Origin of the sequence: Nocardia sichangensis (genome assembly GCF_047200615.1) — a bacterium.
GTDB classification, from domain to species: Bacteria; Actinomycetota; Actinomycetes; order Mycobacteriales; family Mycobacteriaceae; genus Nocardia; species Nocardia sichangensis.
The window spans coordinates 19,066-35,207 of the sequence record NZ_JBJZOK010000044.1 but is presented as its reverse complement, the minus strand read 5'-3'; the positions used below and the strand labels follow the sequence as shown (position 1 = coordinate 35,207).

The 16,142-nt window shown below is 67.2% G+C and carries 8 protein-coding genes; 2 read left to right on the top strand and 6 right to left on the bottom strand.

Annotation, left to right across the window (positions count from 1 at the left end; all coding sequences use genetic code 11):
- The first annotated feature begins 265 nt into the window (after positions 1-265).
- Both ACL03I_RS36090 and ACL03I_RS36085 read left to right on the top strand, forming a co-directional pair.
- Complete coding sequence (locus ACL03I_RS36090; RefSeq protein WP_412808232.1) at positions 266-3,529, top strand: Tc toxin subunit A-related protein; 3,264 nt, start codon at positions 266-268, stop codon at positions 3,527-3,529.
- Positions 3,526-9,462, top strand: coding sequence for a SpvB/TcaC N-terminal domain-containing protein (locus ACL03I_RS36085; protein ID WP_412808231.1), 5,937 nt, complete (start codon positions 3,526-3,528; stop codon positions 9,460-9,462). The genes ACL03I_RS36090 and ACL03I_RS36085 overlap by 4 nt, the downstream gene beginning before the upstream one ends.
- A gap of 666 nt (positions 9,463-10,128) precedes the next feature.
- Here the strand turns inward: ACL03I_RS36085 and ACL03I_RS36080 are convergent.
- The 6 genes from ACL03I_RS36080 to ACL03I_RS36055 form a co-directional block, all read right to left on the bottom strand.
- Positions 10,129-11,682 (bottom strand): hypothetical protein, encoded by a 1,554-nt coding sequence (locus ACL03I_RS36080; protein WP_412808230.1) that lies wholly within the window; start codon positions 11,680-11,682, stop codon positions 10,129-10,131.
- Entirely contained in the window at positions 11,679-12,194 is a 516-nt protein-coding gene (locus ACL03I_RS36075; protein ID WP_412808229.1) for a hypothetical protein, read from the bottom strand. The genes ACL03I_RS36080 and ACL03I_RS36075 overlap by 4 nt, the downstream gene beginning before the upstream one ends.
- 623 nt (positions 12,195-12,817) lie before the next feature.
- Entirely contained in the window at positions 12,818-13,633 is an 816-nt protein-coding gene (locus ACL03I_RS36070; protein WP_412808228.1) for a hypothetical protein, read from the bottom strand.
- A 62-nt stretch (positions 13,634-13,695) separates the two neighbouring features.
- Positions 13,696-14,598 (bottom strand): hypothetical protein, encoded by a 903-nt coding sequence (locus ACL03I_RS36065; RefSeq protein WP_412808227.1) that lies wholly within the window; start codon positions 14,596-14,598, stop codon positions 13,696-13,698.
- Positions 14,599-14,646: 48 nt separating this feature from the next.
- Positions 14,647-15,726, bottom strand: coding sequence for a hypothetical protein (locus tag ACL03I_RS36060; protein WP_412808226.1), 1,080 nt, complete (start codon positions 15,724-15,726; stop codon positions 14,647-14,649).
- Complete coding sequence (locus ACL03I_RS36055; RefSeq protein WP_412808225.1) at positions 15,723-16,124, bottom strand: hypothetical protein; 402 nt, start codon at positions 16,122-16,124, stop codon at positions 15,723-15,725. The genes ACL03I_RS36060 and ACL03I_RS36055 overlap by 4 nt, the downstream gene beginning before the upstream one ends.
- Between the last annotated feature and the right edge of the window lie 18 nt (positions 16,125-16,142).

Sequence of the window (16,142 nt, the reverse complement as noted above, 5' to 3'; positions counted from 1 at the left end):
AGGAACTATGTCGTTCGCCGACGTCCGGGAGCTTCTCTACACCAAGCGGATCCGTCCGACCCGAGTGCTGGAGGATCACCGACCCAACTCCGATGCAGCAGAGCTTGCCTCGATCGAGTCGGCACTTGACGGCGCCGACGATCTCCTGGCATCGGGGCAGAACCAATCGGCGGTCACAGCCTATGACGCCGTACGTTCCAAGACGTACTCGTTCATCAACGGCCGCCGCGGCGGGGTCGTTTCGCCGGCTCTTCGCACACCTCACGTGGCCCGCCAGATTGTCGCCTTCCTCCAAGGGTCGTCGAATGTGCTGGGGCGGCTCACACCCGCCTCGCGAGTCGGGTCCTCGATCGACGTCGGCATCGACGACGGCACGGCCGCCAAGGTCGACTCGCTCGGCCTGCACCGGAAGCGCAGCCTCGCGCCTGCGGCGGGCCGCGCCGAGTCCGGCCTCGCCGCCGCCGTCCAGGGCCGGTTCGACGCCGCAGTGGACGACTTCCGCGCCGCGATCGAGTCGGCGACGGACGCGGAACGACCTGCGCTGCAGCTCAACTTGGGCGCTGCCCTGATACAGACCGGCGCGCTCGACGCCGCCGAGGCGACACTCAAGCGGGCGGAACAGGGCTTCTCCCAGGCGGGCGACTCGCTGGGCGGCGCGCAGGTGAAGCAGAACCTAGCGGTGCTGCTCGCGTCGAAGGGCCAGGCGAGCGAGGCCCGTGAGCTCTTCGTCGCGGCGGAGGGCGCTGCCCGCAAGGCGGCCGGCGACCTGAACAGCGCAGCCAAGGTCGTCGCAGACATCGGTCGCAAAAAGCCCGTTCTGGCCGACTTGGTGCGCCGAACAGATGGGCGGCGCATCGACACGAACGTGCGCCTCGGCGCCGCACCGATGATCCGCGGCCGCCTCGCCACCCGTGTCCCCAACCCCACCATCACGGCTGGCCCGGCACTAGCGGCGACAGCCCTGCGCAGTGCCGAAGCGGTGTCGATCTCCGAGGGAGGGCTCGACGACCTCGGCGCCGGTCTGATGCTCGTGCTGCGCGACCCGGCCGACACCGCGACCTTCCACTCGACTGCCTTGGTCGCAGACTTCGCCAAACCTCAGGCGACCGCGATGACCGCCGGCTTCCTCACCGCGGACAAGGTGCGCACGCTGTCCTGGACCGGCAGCGACGGTCCGGCCGTCGCCGACCTGATCGCCAAACTCTACGAACCACGTCGGGACGCTACGTCACTGCTTGGTTTGGTGTGGGCCCCTGCCACCACCGCCGACACAGCGGCCCGCTTGGCGCACATCTACTACTTCGAGACCGCGCTCGGGCTCGGCGATGCCTACGCTGGCCTTGAGGAATGGGATCTCGCCCGCTCGTGGTACCTCGCAGCGGCCGACTACAAGTTTGTGAACATGGCGATCGAGGCGCCGCTGCTGTGGCACCGGATTGCGGCGACCTACCTCGGCGAGGGTGACGGATGGTATCGCCGCGACGAGTTGCAGAAGGCAGCCCACGCCTACGCCAACGTCCTGAAGCCGGTCGATCTGACGGCACCCATCGCCTCGCCGCTCTACGAACACACCCGGCTGTCTGCTACGGGCGCGCTCATCCCGGCACTGATGACCGACCCGGAGTCGCCACCCGACAAGCTCGGTGCCGGCACCGCGGCCCTCGTCCTCGACATCGCACAGCGACTGAGTCAGATCGCGGCGGGGCTCGACTGGTTCGGCGTTCCCGCGAATTTCGTGCCGCCGTTCACGTTCGATCACCTCCAGAACTCGGCGCGCTACCTCGCTCAGCAGGCGAAATTCGCCGAGCGCGACTACATCCAGTTCACCGAGCAACACGAGTCGTCAACGCTCACAAAGATGCAGCTCGAGCACGCCGCGGCATCAGCCAAGGCGGAGCTGGACGTCGTGATGAAACAGCGCGACGCCGCCGCATTGGAGGCGACGGTTGCCCGTAGTGCCCTACGGCTCGCCAATCAGCGCAAATCCGATGCCGAAATCGCTCGCGACGAGTACGCCACGATGTCGACCGAGCAGAACACGCTCGAGTACATGATCGCCTTTTACTCGTTGCAGAACTCGTGGGAACAAGAGGCGCAAATCAAAGGGGGTCCCGACGCTGGCCGCCACGTCCACGAGGTGGTCAGCGACATGCGGCACCGCTTGGGGGAAACCAGCCAAACCTACGAACTGCTGCGGATGGACCAGAACATTGCCCAGCTCGGGATCGGCGCCGAACAGGCCGCTAACCAGGTAGAGGCCGCGAAAGCGCGGCTGGAGGCGGCCAACTGGGCCGTGCGGGCGTCCGTACTGCGTGCCGACCAGGCGTCCCAGCTCGCTGCCCAGTTCAACTCGCAGACATTCACACCAGAAGTGTGGTGGCAGCTTGCCCAATTCATGCGGCACCACGCGCGCCGCTACCTCGGCTGGGCCACGAAGGTCGCGCGGCTGATGGAGCGAGTCTACGAGTTCGAGCAGGACACCGTGGTCGACCGGATCCGCACCGACTACATCACCGGGGCGGTGGCGGGCTTGCTCGGCGCCGATCAGCTACTCGGGGACATCGACTACTTCACCTACCACCACCTGACACAAACCGACTACCGTCCACAACGGGTCACGACCCAACTTTCACTCGCCCAGCGGTTCCCGTTCGCATTTCAAACCCAGTTCCGCACCGGCGGCGGGATGACGTTCGACATCAGCCTCGATGACGTCGAGCGGACGCACCCGGGCGCATTCAACCAGCGCATCCAAGCGGTCGAGGCCAGGGTCATTGGACCGGTGCCGATCGAGGGGCTGCACGGCACGCTACGCAACAGCGGGTTCTCCCAGTACCGGCGGCGCGACGGCCAGAGGAAGTTCCGTGTCCAGGATGTCGAGACGCTCGTGCTGTCCGCGCACGACCGCGGCGATATGGCGATGTTCCGGCCTCGGACCGAGATGCTCGGTGTGTTCGAGGGAGCCGGGCTCGCCTCGACATGGACGATCGAGTTCCCACCAAGCGCAAACGACATCAATTATGAATTCGTCGTCGATGTGGAATTGACGTTCCACTACGAGGCCGGGTTCGATCGCCAGCTCGAGATCAATTTGCGTAATACACCGCTGCCGCCGGAGGCGAAGCGAGCCAACACCGCCTTCTCGCTGCGATGGGATCTGCCCGACCGCTTCTTCGTGCTGCAGAGCACAGGAGCCGCCGACCTAGAACTCGGGCCGGAGTACTTCCCGCGCCATCACCTTGATCCGATGGTCCGTTCGGTGAGCGTCCAGTTGCTCGGCGCGGACGGCCCCCTCGGAGCGGGGCTCGACGTCGGTATCGGTGCGCCCGGTGTGGCCGCGGTTGCGGTAACGACCAACGCCAAGGGCCGCGTCGAGTCGTCCAATCCGACATTGGCGCCGCTCACTGGGCGGTCGGTGACCGACGGGGTCTGGCCGATTTCGTTGTCCGACGACCCGAATGTGCGGGCGGACGTGTACGACGTCGTGCTCTTCGTGGAATACGACTACACGCCCAGGGGTGCGGGATGAACGGCGACCAGCAGGTATCGCTGCCCAAGGGAGGAGGTGCGGTCGGTGGACTGGGGGGCAGCTTCAGCCCCGACCTCAATACCGGCGGCGGGGGCTATGAGATCCCGTTCGACCTGCCCGAGGGGCGCAACGGGCACACTCCAGCCGTAGCGCTACGGTACGGCACGGGTATGCCGAACGGGCCGTTCGGGCTCGGATGGGGCATCGGGCTGATCCGTCTCGACCGTGACACCAGCGGCGGCGCACCCGAGTACGCCGCCGGTGACCCGCTGGTAGCGCCGGGAGTTGGTCCCCTGCGGCCCGGCGCCACCGACCCGAATCGCTTCCTTCCCGAGACCGACGGGCTGGTGTGGGACGTGCGGCGGGTCGATGACGGCTTCGAAATCCTGCAGCGCGACGGAATCCGCCACACCCTCGGGTCGACGGCGGAATCCCGCGTGAGCGACCCGGCCGATGCCGCACGAGTCGCGAGTTGGCTCGTCCACCGGTCGGTGACCGCCGACGGCGAGGCGATTGAGTACCGATACATCGCCGACGGCGCGGGACGTTTGCTCGCCGAAATCCGGTGGGCTGTCTACCGGCTCGTCTTCCATTACGAGAACCGCGGCGACCAGTCGCACGACGGGCGGTTCGGATTCCTGGTCACCACCTCGAAGCGGTGTTCGCACGTCGACCTTGAGGTGACGACCGAGGCGCAACCGGTCGTGCGTCGCTGGTCGTTCACCTACGACGCGAGCCCGACATCGGGACAGTCGTTGCTGGCGTCGGTCACCACGCACGGTGTCGACGCAGCCGGAGCCGACCTCGCACTGCCCACAGCAAGGTTCGAGTACACAAGCGGATACGATGCCGACCTGCACGCCCTGCCCGGGCACGTGGCAACCGCGCTGGCCTCCGGCGCTGTGTTCACCGATCTGTCCGGTGACGGGCTGCCGGACGTCGTTCAACTGGGCGGCGGCCGGATCGCGGTCTGCCGCAACCGCGGCGGCCTCGAGTTCGACCGGATGGTCGCGCTCGACGGCCGAGGCGTACCGAACTTCGGTGTCGGCGACATGTTCGCCGCCGACACCACCGGCCGTGGACGCGTCGACCTCTTGTCGAGCGGCGACGGCCTCGCGTACCGCTATCCGATCGAGGGAGATGGACAGGTCGGGCGCCCGATCGTCACCCGTGACCGGCCTGCACTCGTGCCCGGGACGCCGGACGTGCGTGTCGCAGACGTCGACGGTGACCGTGCGGTCGACCTCGTGTCGGTGCGTAGCCGGGTGCTCACCGTCGACCGTCAAGCCGACGACGGCTGGGAGACGACGCGACGCGCCCTTGGTGGCGATGACCCACTCGCGGGTGTGGACACGCTCGACGAGCACCTGTCGTTCGCCTCTATGAGCGGTGACGGGCGTACCGACCTCGTGTCGGTGCGGTCGGGCCGGGTGCGCTGGTGGCCGGCTCTCGGTGGTGGCCGGTGGGCCGCCCCGCGCGACATGGACGCCAGTCCCGTGCTGCCGACCGGCTACCGGACCGATCGGCTGTTCCTGGTGGACGTCGACGGCGATGGATGCGATGACCTGGTGTACGTCGACCGCGACGTTGTGCGGGTCTGGTACAACCGCAACGGCAACAGCTTCGGTCCGGAGCGCGTGATCGCGAACGTGCCCGGGCTTACGGCCACCCGAGTGGAGTTCGCCGATCTCGACGGGCGTGGCGTTGCCGGGCTTGTCCTCCTCGGCGAGCGGCGCGGTCGCCCAGCGGCGTGGTTCCTGTCGTTCCAGCGTGGCGGCGGGCCGCTGCTCGCGTCGGTCGACGGGGGTATCGGCGATCGCCTCGAGATCACCTACGAGTCGTCGGTCGACCATGCCGCCCGTGACCGACGCAGCGGAGCGCGCTGGTCGATGTTCCTGCCGATTGCGATCCCAGTGGTCGCGCGGGTCGTGCGGTGGCGCTTCGACGGTGACAACCCCCACGAGACCCTGATGCGCTACCACGACGGGGCGTGGGATGCGGCGTTGCAACGGTTCCTCGGCTTCGGCCGCGTGGAGTCGTTCGAGGTTGGCGATGACAGCGCGGCAGGCATCCTGACGCAGAGCGAGTTTCACGTAGGGCGGCCGCCAGACCGAGTCGGGCATGCGCCGTCGGAGGACGAGCGCTTGGGTGCCCAGGTCCTGCGCGGCCGCTTGATCCGGTCGTCGGTCAGGGCGTGGGATGGTGTTTCGGCCGACCTCGACGGTGACGCCGCACCCGTCGTCGGCGGCCCGCTGCTCGTGGTCGAGCAGGACTGGGCGGCGCACCTATTCGACGTCGACGGGTGTCGCAGCGCACGTCCCCGCCAACGCGAGCGCCGCGAGCTGCATTTCGACGGCGCGCCTGAGCCGTGGCGCACCACGACGAGCACCAATGTGGCGTGGGACGACTGGGAGAACGTCACCGAGTCGGTGCAGCGCGACGAGCGCAGCGCCGATCCCGCGGACGTACAAGAGGTCCGGTCGACGTCGGTGTTCGCGGTGCCGAACGGCACGGGGGTCCGCGACCGGCCCGCTCGCGTCGTGCAGACGGCGCCGGACGGCTCGTTGTACAACCTGCGGATCCTGCGCTACGACGGCACAGGCGAGGGGCTGCCTGAAGGCGAGGTGGGTGACGGCCACCTCACCTCGGAGGAACGGCTGGCGCTAACCGACCAGATGGTGACCGACGTTTACGGGTCGGCACCGCCCGATTTTGCGGCGCTCGGCTACCACCGTCGGCCTGACGCCGCTGGTTGGTTCATCTGGTCGGCCCGCTATGAGCGCGCCGACATGGCCGGACCCACCCCGACGATGACGACGCGCGATCCGCGCGGCGCGGCTCAAGTCGTCGAGTTCGACGCCGACCGGCTGGGACCTACCCGTGTCATCGACGCGCGCGGCAACGTCACAGCCGGCGTGCGCGACGCGCGCGCCTGCAAGGTCGGCTCGGTCACCGACGCGAACGGCAGCACCTGGCGCAACGAGTACGACACGCTTGGCCGGCTCGTCACCGAGTTCCGCCCCGGTGATCCCGCCGACGATCCGTCCGTGCGGCTGGTCCCCAACGCCGACGCGGCGGTGCCGTTCAGCGAGCGCACCGCCTCCCACATCAGCGGTGGCACGAGTGACGTCGTGCAACGCGAACTGTTCGACGCCGACGGCCACCTTCTGGTGCGCGGCACGCGTGGCGGCGACGGGACGTGGATCGTCAACGAGGCCGCTCAATACAACTGGCGCGGCCTGGCCGCTATCCAGTTCACGCCGCATCGCACACCGGGAGCCGACCTCGGCCCTGTTGCCGCCGACCACGGCGGGGAGTCGTACCGGTACGACGCACTCGGGCGGCTGATGCGCCAGGAGCATCCCGACGGCACCGCCCGCACCGCAGCCCACGAGCCAGGGCGATCGGTGATGCACGACGAGGAGGATCTCGTCGTCGGCGGCGCGCACGAGGGCACGCCCACAGTGTTCGACCTCGACTGCGCGGGACGGGTGCGACGCGTTCAGTCGATCGCCGAGGCCGACGGCACGGTCACTACCGAGTACCGGTACAGCATCCGCAACAAGCCGGTGACGATCGTGGACCCTGCCGGACGGACCACCGCGATCGCCTACGACCTCGAGGGCCGCCAGATCTCGGTGGACGACCCGGACGCGGGGATGACGACATTCGTGTACGACGCCAGCGGCAATCTGACCGAGCGCCGCAACGGACTCGCGCAACGTGTCATCAGCACCTACGACGAACTCAACCGCCTGCGCCTCGTCAGCTCACCCGACACGGGGGAGCCGGAGGTGCAATACGTGTATGTCGACCAGGCCGATGCGATGGGAGGAGTCGACGTGTCCAGACGGGCGGGTCGCCTGGTCGAGTTGCGCGACACGCTCGGTGTGACGACGCTCGGCTACGACGCACGCGGTGAACTCACCAGCAAGCATGTCGCACTGCCCAGCGGCGAGGCATTCGACATCGTGCGAGTGATCGACCGGCTCGGGAGGCTCGCACGCGTCACCTATCCCAGGTTCGGGGCGGTCGCGGCGAAGGATGTCGACTACACCTACGACGAGTTCGGTCGGATCGCTTCAATCAGCGGCGTCGTCGACGCCGTTGTCTACGACGCACGCGGCGACGCAACCGAGATCACCCATGCCAACGGCGTCGTCACCCGGGTCGACCACGACACGCGGGGCCGGACGGTCGCATCGACGGTGACCGATGGCAGCGGCACCCTGCTCGAGAGTTGGACACTCGACCTCGACGGCACGGGCAACGTTCGCAGCGTCACTGACCATTTCGACGCCACCCGAACCTGGACCTACGAGTTCGATCACTTGTATCAGCTCACCGCTGCCAACCGAGCGGATGGCACGGCGCGCACCTACCAATACGATGTCGCTGGCAACATCGTATTCGGATCCGACGTCGGTGCAGTGCTCTACGGGGAAAACGGCCACCCGGCCGGGTGCGCTACCACGGTCGGCGCCGACACGCTCGACTACGACGCGATAGGGCGGCAGACCGGTGGGCCAGAGGGGACCATCGCCTACGACCCGATGAACCGGATGACCTCGATCACCTCGGGATCCAAGACCGTCGAACAGCGGTTCGGCGCATTCGGGCGGCCCACGATCCGCACGGAAACCAACGCAGTGGGCACGCTCACGACGATCTGCCTCGACGATCTCGTCGAGATCCGCGGCGGCAGGATGATCTGCTCGGTGTCTGACGGCGAGCACAGGATTGCCCAGTTCACCGCCGGCCAGCCGGTCGAGCACCTCCACAGCGACCACCGCAACTCGACCACGCTCATCACCGGCAAGGACGGCAAGATACGTCAGCGTCTCGCCTACGACCCGTTCGGCGCCGTCCTCGCCGAGCAGGCGGCCGTCGATCACGTCGATTCAGGTCGCCGCGCGGATGGGTACCGCACCCTCGACGGGTTCGGGCTGCAGTTCGTCGACGGGCGCCTCTATCAACCCGGGCTCGGCAGATTCACGACCGTCGACCCGACGGTGTCGGATCTGTGGCACCCGATCGCGCTCAACCGCTACGTCTACGTCGCGAACAATCCGGTCACTCACAGCGATCCCAGCGGGCGAGCCTGGTGGCATGTCGTGGTGGCGATCGTGGCGGTGGTCGCTGTTGTTGCCCTGACCATCGTGACGTTCGGCGCGGGCCTCATCGGCCTCGGGGGGATGATCGGTGTGTTCGCGGCGATGGCTGCGGGCGGCGCGGTCGGCGGGATTGCTGCCGCCCAGGCCGGTGGCGGCGTTGAGGAGATTCTGCTCGGCATCTTCGTGGGGGCTGCCCTGGCAGGCGCGGCAGCGCTCGGCGGAGCGATGATCGGGTTTGGCCTTGGCCTTGGAACGGGCGTCAAAGTGTCGTTCCTCGCCCACCTGCTTTCTGGGGCGGCGACGGGCCTGCTGCTCGGCGCGGCGACCGGTTTCGCGGCGGGCTTCGCCGGCGGCATGGGCTCGGCCGGCGACATCTGGAAAAAGACCTGGCAGTCGGCTCTGATCGGCATGGCGATCGGCGTCGGAACGGGGATCGCCGGCTACTTGTTCCAGCAGGGGGCCCTCGGCACCGGCAGGCTCGCCGTCCACGGCGCGAAGGAGCCGATCGAAAAGGCCGGGCAACGCGCCCTCTCCGAAGGGGCCGCCAAGGGCCTGGCCGCAGCTGGCAAAGCAGGCAGCCTCGGTGGTGCTGAGCTGGCCACCGGAGCAACCCAAGCAGTCCGCTCGTTCGCGTCCAACTTCTACACGTACGGCGGAACCAGCGGCTTCCCGGTCCTGGAAGTGCTCGTGTTCAACCCGGTAGCACAGAACCTTTTGATCATGGGCGGCACGTCGGTATTCTCCCTCGATGCGGTCGATGAAGTCAGCCGCTGGCTGCGTGAGAACGACGTGAATGTAGGCGTCAAGGGCGAGTTCTGACTGCGAGCGTCGCTCGTATCCCGGGGCCAGCTAGACCCCTGCGTTTCCGAAACGCCTACCTGTGACGGCGGATGACCTCGGCGCGGCGATCGACAACCGTGCTCGCCAGACGGCCGGTCGACCCTGCCCAGCAGCCACTGATCGGATGCGGCATCAAGTGGCGTGGACCCCAGGGTTTGGCCTGGGCTGGTGTGCGGGTCTCGTCCGCCAAGCGTGTTCAGCCCCCACTGTTGGGTAGTGCATTCTCCCGCAACAACGGTTGGACAGTCGGATGTCGCCCGTTCGAATCGTTTCGCGTAGCATCCTATGCTGCGGCCACAGCACGCCGACCTACAGGTCGACGTGTGCTGTCCGCAGTCCGAACGACTCTCGACACCCATGCGGCAGACGACGGCGGCGTCGCCCGGCAACTTGATTACTCGAGGCGTCACAGCCAGCATCCGGCCTCTTCCCGCGCGACTGCGGCCGACGGCACCAAGCCCGGCAGGCTCGACGCGGGTAATCTTCGGCGACGTCGGCGTTCACTGAGATCCCCAGGTTGACGCGATTTAGGTAGTGGATTCGGACATGGCCGTCGCAGAGTTGTCGTAGGCAGCGCCGAGCAGAGGTCCGGAGGTGGTCGCTGGTGTCGATCAGTGATTGTGAACTCGTGAGTAGAGAGCCCGCTCATCGGGGACGGAGCCGGGGTAAGACGGTGATGTCCGGGTGCGCGGTGTGTACGACCACGATGTCGTCGAGTAGGCGGTGGGCCTGGATGAGGGATTGTGCGATGGTCAGCTCGTTCGGTCGCGGCTGGCCGGGGCGTGGTTTCGGGCCGCTGATGCCTATGAAGGTTTGACCGGTCTGGTTCGTGATCTGTTGATGCAGGCAGTTCTCAAGGTCTCTGACATAGGCTTCGTCGTAGTCGAATTCCACCGAGAGGATGCTGAAGTCGTCGTAGGTGTGGTAGCTGCGATCATCGAGCTGCTGCAGCGTTCCGGGTTGGTCAGGGTCAATCGGGGGATCGCCGTCGTAGGTGAGAAAGGCGTGGAGTCGGCCGGAGTAGGTGCCGTGGCAATCCTGATTCGTCAGGTCGATGGTGAATTTGTCGATGATCGTATAGGCAATGTGGCCTTCGCCGCCGGGCCAGCGCGTGGCGAGTGGCGAGGCGGGACCCAGCGCAATATCGGCGACACCGGCAAAAGGTACAGCCACGGACCCGGATGCACCGGTCAACGGCACGCTGTCGAGAAACCACACCACTCGCGTGGGCTGTTCACCGGCCAGGGTCGTCAGCGCGAACCTGGTGGTGACGATGACTTCGTTGGCCGTCACCGTGTACGTCTTCTTCCCGTAGTCGCAGACCTCTGCCTCGATCTGCGTCCAGACGGCGGGGCACGGGAATGCCGACAGGATTGTGCCTGCGATGCTGTAGTGGTGGGACCGCCGCGCCAACGTGTAGCCGTTGATCATGTAGTCGGCGCCCTCCTCGGTGTAGCGCAATCGAATCGGAGAAAAACCGCCGAGGAGCTCGCGGGAGGTGAACACGGCCGCGCCGGTACCGGTCAGGTTGTCCGGGTCGGCGAGTTCGAAAATATCGGCCTCGGCCAGAACAGCAGACTCGATTCTCGCGCGAAGTTGCGATTTCACCCGTTTGATCACCAGTTCGACGACGTTGGATCGTGCATCACGGTCGCCGAGTCTGTCCACCCGCCACAGGATCTTTAGATCATCCGGCGGAGCGGAGACGACATCACCGTGCACGTTGCGCGACAGAGCATCATCGTATTCAGGATCCCCGGCCAACAGCGTGTTCAGTTCTACCTCGAGCAAAGGACCGAACGACTTCTGGAATGCGTGGTACCCCGCCTCCTGAGTCGAGTAATCGAAATTGTCGACTTCCCATGTGAGGCAGACGATCCCGACCAAGCCCTCGAACCAGCCGCCCACCGTCCGGCACGGTCGCACCCGGGTCTGAAAAGCTCCCAACTGTGGACGGATCGCCAGTGGGGTATCTCCCGGGCCAATCTCCTGTTCGGCGGGTGCCACCAAAGTCAGCAAAGTACCCGGAAAGGTCCGCACCCCGAGATGAGGCGGCAAGACACCGGTATCGATGGTGTCGGCATCGACTTTGAACCGCATCACCCACAGATACGGTTCATCTCCATCGCTATCGCGGGTGCGGCCGATGACAAATTCGGTCAAGGCGATCGTGACATCGACTTCCGGAGGCCGACTCATCGCTGCTCCACTCGGCGAACGACCTCTTCGAGGTCTCCGATGGCATAGGCCCAGTTGTGGCACTTGAATGCTCGGATATCGAGTTTCGTTGTGCCGCAGTCGATACAGCGGACACCTTCGATGGCCTCGGGTGTCTCGATGTTGACCCATTTGCGGTCGCCGAGGATCACCGAAGCGACCTGTGCGCGAGAATGCACATCCGTGAGTGCCGAGGAGACGATGTCGAGCCAACTGACCGTGCGGCCACAGTTTCCGCAGTGTCGGGAGTCGGCACTCACCCACAGCGGCGCACCGATCGTGTCCGCGTCCATGCCTAGAAGTTCCTCGAGACGGCGGACGTCCCCCTCCGGAGTTACCCACTTGTCCCGGCCGGGTAGCGACGCGGGGGAATCGTACACCATGCGAAAGACATCCGGTCCCACTTCGAACGTCTTACGGTTGCCGTGATCGTGCGATGCCGACATAGCCATAAATGCCTCCCACCCGAGTGCAACTGCCGTGGTGATCAGCATGCCCGACCACTAACCCCGAAGCCAGCGCCCGCGCCAAGGAAATCTGGTCACCCCCGCGACTTCGACCACCCGCCGCGCCGCGCTCGGCGACGACAGTGACCACCTCGGCCTGCGGCGCCGTCGCCCACGCGGCCCGGTCCACGACTTCCTCGCCGAACCCGGCGCCCCCCGGAAGGCTTTCCCCGAATCACCGACCTGCCATGGCTACGCCGGACCCTGGGCGGCCCGGTCGCCGACAGCCCTGCCCCCGAACTACACCATCACTCTTCTGCGCGGCGCCCAAGCCGCGTTCTGGCTGCACGGCTGGCGCCTGGATACCCCACCTGCCCTTCGCGGTCGGCCCGGGCTAACCACCGTCGCGTTCACCGCCGAACTGGCCGACCGGATCCGCTCCGGCCTATCGAACCCCGTCCGCGCCGCAGCCCTGGCGGTCTCCCTGTTCACCGGCGCACTACCCGGCGAGATGACGGCCCTGCACCGCGACCACCTGGCAGAGGACGGTTCCTGGATCTCCAGTGGAGCCCAAGGTCGACGAGTATTCTCGGTGCCCACCCATGCCCGGCCCCTGCTGCTGGCCGCCCGTACCCACCTCCAGCTCACCCGAGCACATACGACGGGCCTACTCATGGACGCACCGGTGAATACGGTCGCACCGTGCGCGTTTCCGCCGACGCCTGCAGCGTTCTGCTGCCCGCCCGCCACCAGTACGAACACACGTGGATTGGGAACGCCACCGGCCGTCGCCCGAGGGTGGCGCGTGCTCGGCGGACGTCGTGTTCGATGCCGCGCCAGGCGTAGGTGCGCCAGCGCTCCAGCAAGGCGGTGTCGTCGTAGCCGCGCACTGTCACCGACACCAGCTTCAACCAGCCGGCGTCGTCGCGGTCCCACAGCTGCGCGCGTTCCTCGGCGCTCAACTCGATGGCATGCGCGGTTTCGTTGGCTCTCGTCCATAGCGCGGCCATGTTGCGGTCGAACTGTTCGCGTGCGGCGGGGTCGTCGGTCACGGTGTCGTCGAGTCCGCGCAGCCGGTGTTCGACGCTGATGGCGGCCATGTGCTCGAGTTGCCAGATATCCGCGGCGATGCCTTCGACCATGTGCGCGCGCACCGGGTCTTCGCCACGGCGCATGGTGGGTGGGGAGTGCACGCTGTCGCCCCAACGTTGGCCGCGTTGTCCGGCGGCGCGGGCTGCGGTGATCGCGGAATCGGACAGGCCGACGGCGGCGGCGTGGAGTTCGATCTCGCTGCGGTCGGCGTCAAGGGCGCGCAGGTGGGTGCGCCAGGTTTGTATCGGGATCTCCCCGGTGCCGTAGTGCGGCTGGTAGATGGGATACCCCTGGCGCAGGACGCGGGTGTGGTCAGCGGCGGTGTTCTGGATGCGTTCGAGCAGCCGCAGCTTCCAGCTCGGCAACCCCTCCAGCTCGGGTGATGGTTGACTCACGGGCATAAGTCCTTTCTTCGAGATGCCTGGTATGACGGCTTTGGGTCCGTACGGGGCATAGGTCATGGCTCGGGTCCTGGGCCGAGTTCCTGCCGCGAACCGGCCGCGTCGAGCGCGTCCTCGCCGGAGTCGGGTCTGGCCCTGGGGGTGTCGGTCAGACCGGCGGCGTCGATCGCGGCGGTGATGTCGGCGGCGGGATCCGGGTCGCGGTCCGGGTCGACGATGAGTGCGGTGGGGATGCGGTCGGCGGTGGTGAGAGCGGCGGCGGCGTGTTCGACCATGCGGTCGGGCGAGTCCGGCATCTGGGTGGCGATGTCGTCGGGGGTGATTCCGGCGGCCTGCAGCACCATGACCGGCATCGCCGCGGCGGTGAAGTCCGCGCCGGCCAGCTGGCTCCACCGCTGCGCAAGCTGGTGGTCGGCCTGTCCGCGCAGTTGGTCGGCCACCGTCGTGGCCCAATGCCGGTACCCGCGCTGCCACACCTGGTGGCGTTCCTCTTGGCTCAATCCCAGCGCGTGCGAGACCGCGCCGAGGCGCTGCCAGGTCATGCCCATCACCCGCCGAAACCGCGCCACCGCATCTCCATCGAGGCCGACACGACGCGGGTAGGCGGCGCCGACACCGGCCATGTCCTGCAATCCGTGTATCTCCCGGCGCAGCGCTGTGATCAGCGCGTGCCGCTCTACATGGCCTGAACCGAGGAGGACTTGTCCGGGCTGCCAGCGGCTGCCGCGTTCCCCGGCTGCGCGGGCGTAGTCGATCCACGCCTTTGGCACCCCGACCGCCAACGCGACCGTCTCGCATTGTTCGCGGGAGCGCTGCCCGATCCGTACCTGCTCGACCACCTCCGGTGGCGGGTTGGTGTGACCGGCATTGTGAGCGCGCTCGAGCAGTTGCTGGCTGTCGTAGGCGAGGTTCTGCACCGCCTTCAGCAGGCGCGCCTGCAACGGGGTCGGGGTGTCCATCTCACCGGCCTCCGCCCCGCCGCGGCGCTGCCGCAATGCTTCGGCTGGTCATAGCTCCTGCCCCAGGTCGGGGGTTCGGGGCATCGCAGCAGTGGACAGTTCGGTCTCGATCTCGAAATCCGTTGCTGGGGTCGGGCTGTCGCCGGTGAGTCCGGCCGCGTCGACCGCGTTGCCGATCACCGATCCTCCATCGGACACGGTGTCCGGCTCGCTTACGAGATCGGCGAACTCGTGGGTGAGGTGCGTGGCCAGCGATAGCTCTTCGGTCAGCCCGATGACGTCCTCGATCGCCACCCGCGGCGACCGGTGGGCCGCGCTCGAAGGGAAGTCGATGTCCTCGACGAGGGCGGCGTCGATGATGAAAGGGCCGCTATCGAGCGCCAACGGTGACATCTGATGCGCGCTACCCTGCGCGGGGTCGATGTCCTCGACAAGAGCGGCGTCGATGATGGTGGAAGGATCACTGCCGGTGTCTTCGGTGAACCGCTCGGCGAACGCCTCCGCCTCGTCGGCGTGCTGCGGCGAGAGATCTTCCGCGCTCTTGGCGGCGGCGAACGCGGCGGCGGAGGCCATCGCTTCCCCGGTGTCACCGTGCGCGCTCAAGGTGTCGCTGAAACCGGCCGCGCGGCGGCGGATGTCGATGAGCAGCTGCTTGTAGTCGACGTCGAGTTCGTGTAGCTCGTTGGCGCGGGTCTCTCGATTCTTGTATGCGGTGATCTTCGCGTCGTGAAGTTCCCGGCTTTGTCTGCGTTCGAGCGAGCCCGCCATATTTCGCCGCGTCAGATCGGCATCGGCGCGTTCGATCTGCCGCTGCTTCTGCCGCTGCTCGAGCGTGTGCTGCTCACCGCCGCGCTCGATCCGGGCACGGACTTCCTCAACCCTGGCGGTGTTCAGGTCGCGCGCGTGATCTGCCGCTTCGACAGCGTTGCGCACGCGCATCCAATGTTCGACCGACGAGCGATGCTCTTTCGCATCGGCGTGTTGCATGCGCTGCTCGGATTCGGCTTTAGACCTTGCGTGTCCGCTCTGGCCGCGCATCAGCGCGGCGGTCGTGTGCGCGGTCTGCAACGCTTGGACGAAACCCTGACGTACCGCCTGGCTGGATTCCTCGACCGGATCGCCGCTCACGATGCCACCTCCAATCCCGACAGCAACCAGGCCGAACCGGCTGTGGTGCGGGTGGCGTGGGCGTAGACGGCCCACCGGATCGGCGGCTGACCGGTCGGCTGGAGTTCGACGGCCAACACCCGGTGCGCGGAGGTGGCGGTGTCGGCGGGGTGATCGTCGCTGGTCACCCGGGCCGTGGTGGTGAGGATGGTGGCGTCGGTGCGCCACTGCTGCCACTGCGTCGCGGTCACCGGTGACCACACCAGCGCTGCGGGCTCGGCGCGCTCGGCGAACCCGGGATCCAGCAGTGCGCGCGCCGCTCGCAACGCTCCCCGCTGGTCGACCTGCTCGCTGGGGTGGTAACCGAACACCGCCTCGACCGCCGCGGCCAATACCTGCTCGATCGAACAGGGGTCCACCGCGCTGAAGGGACGCGC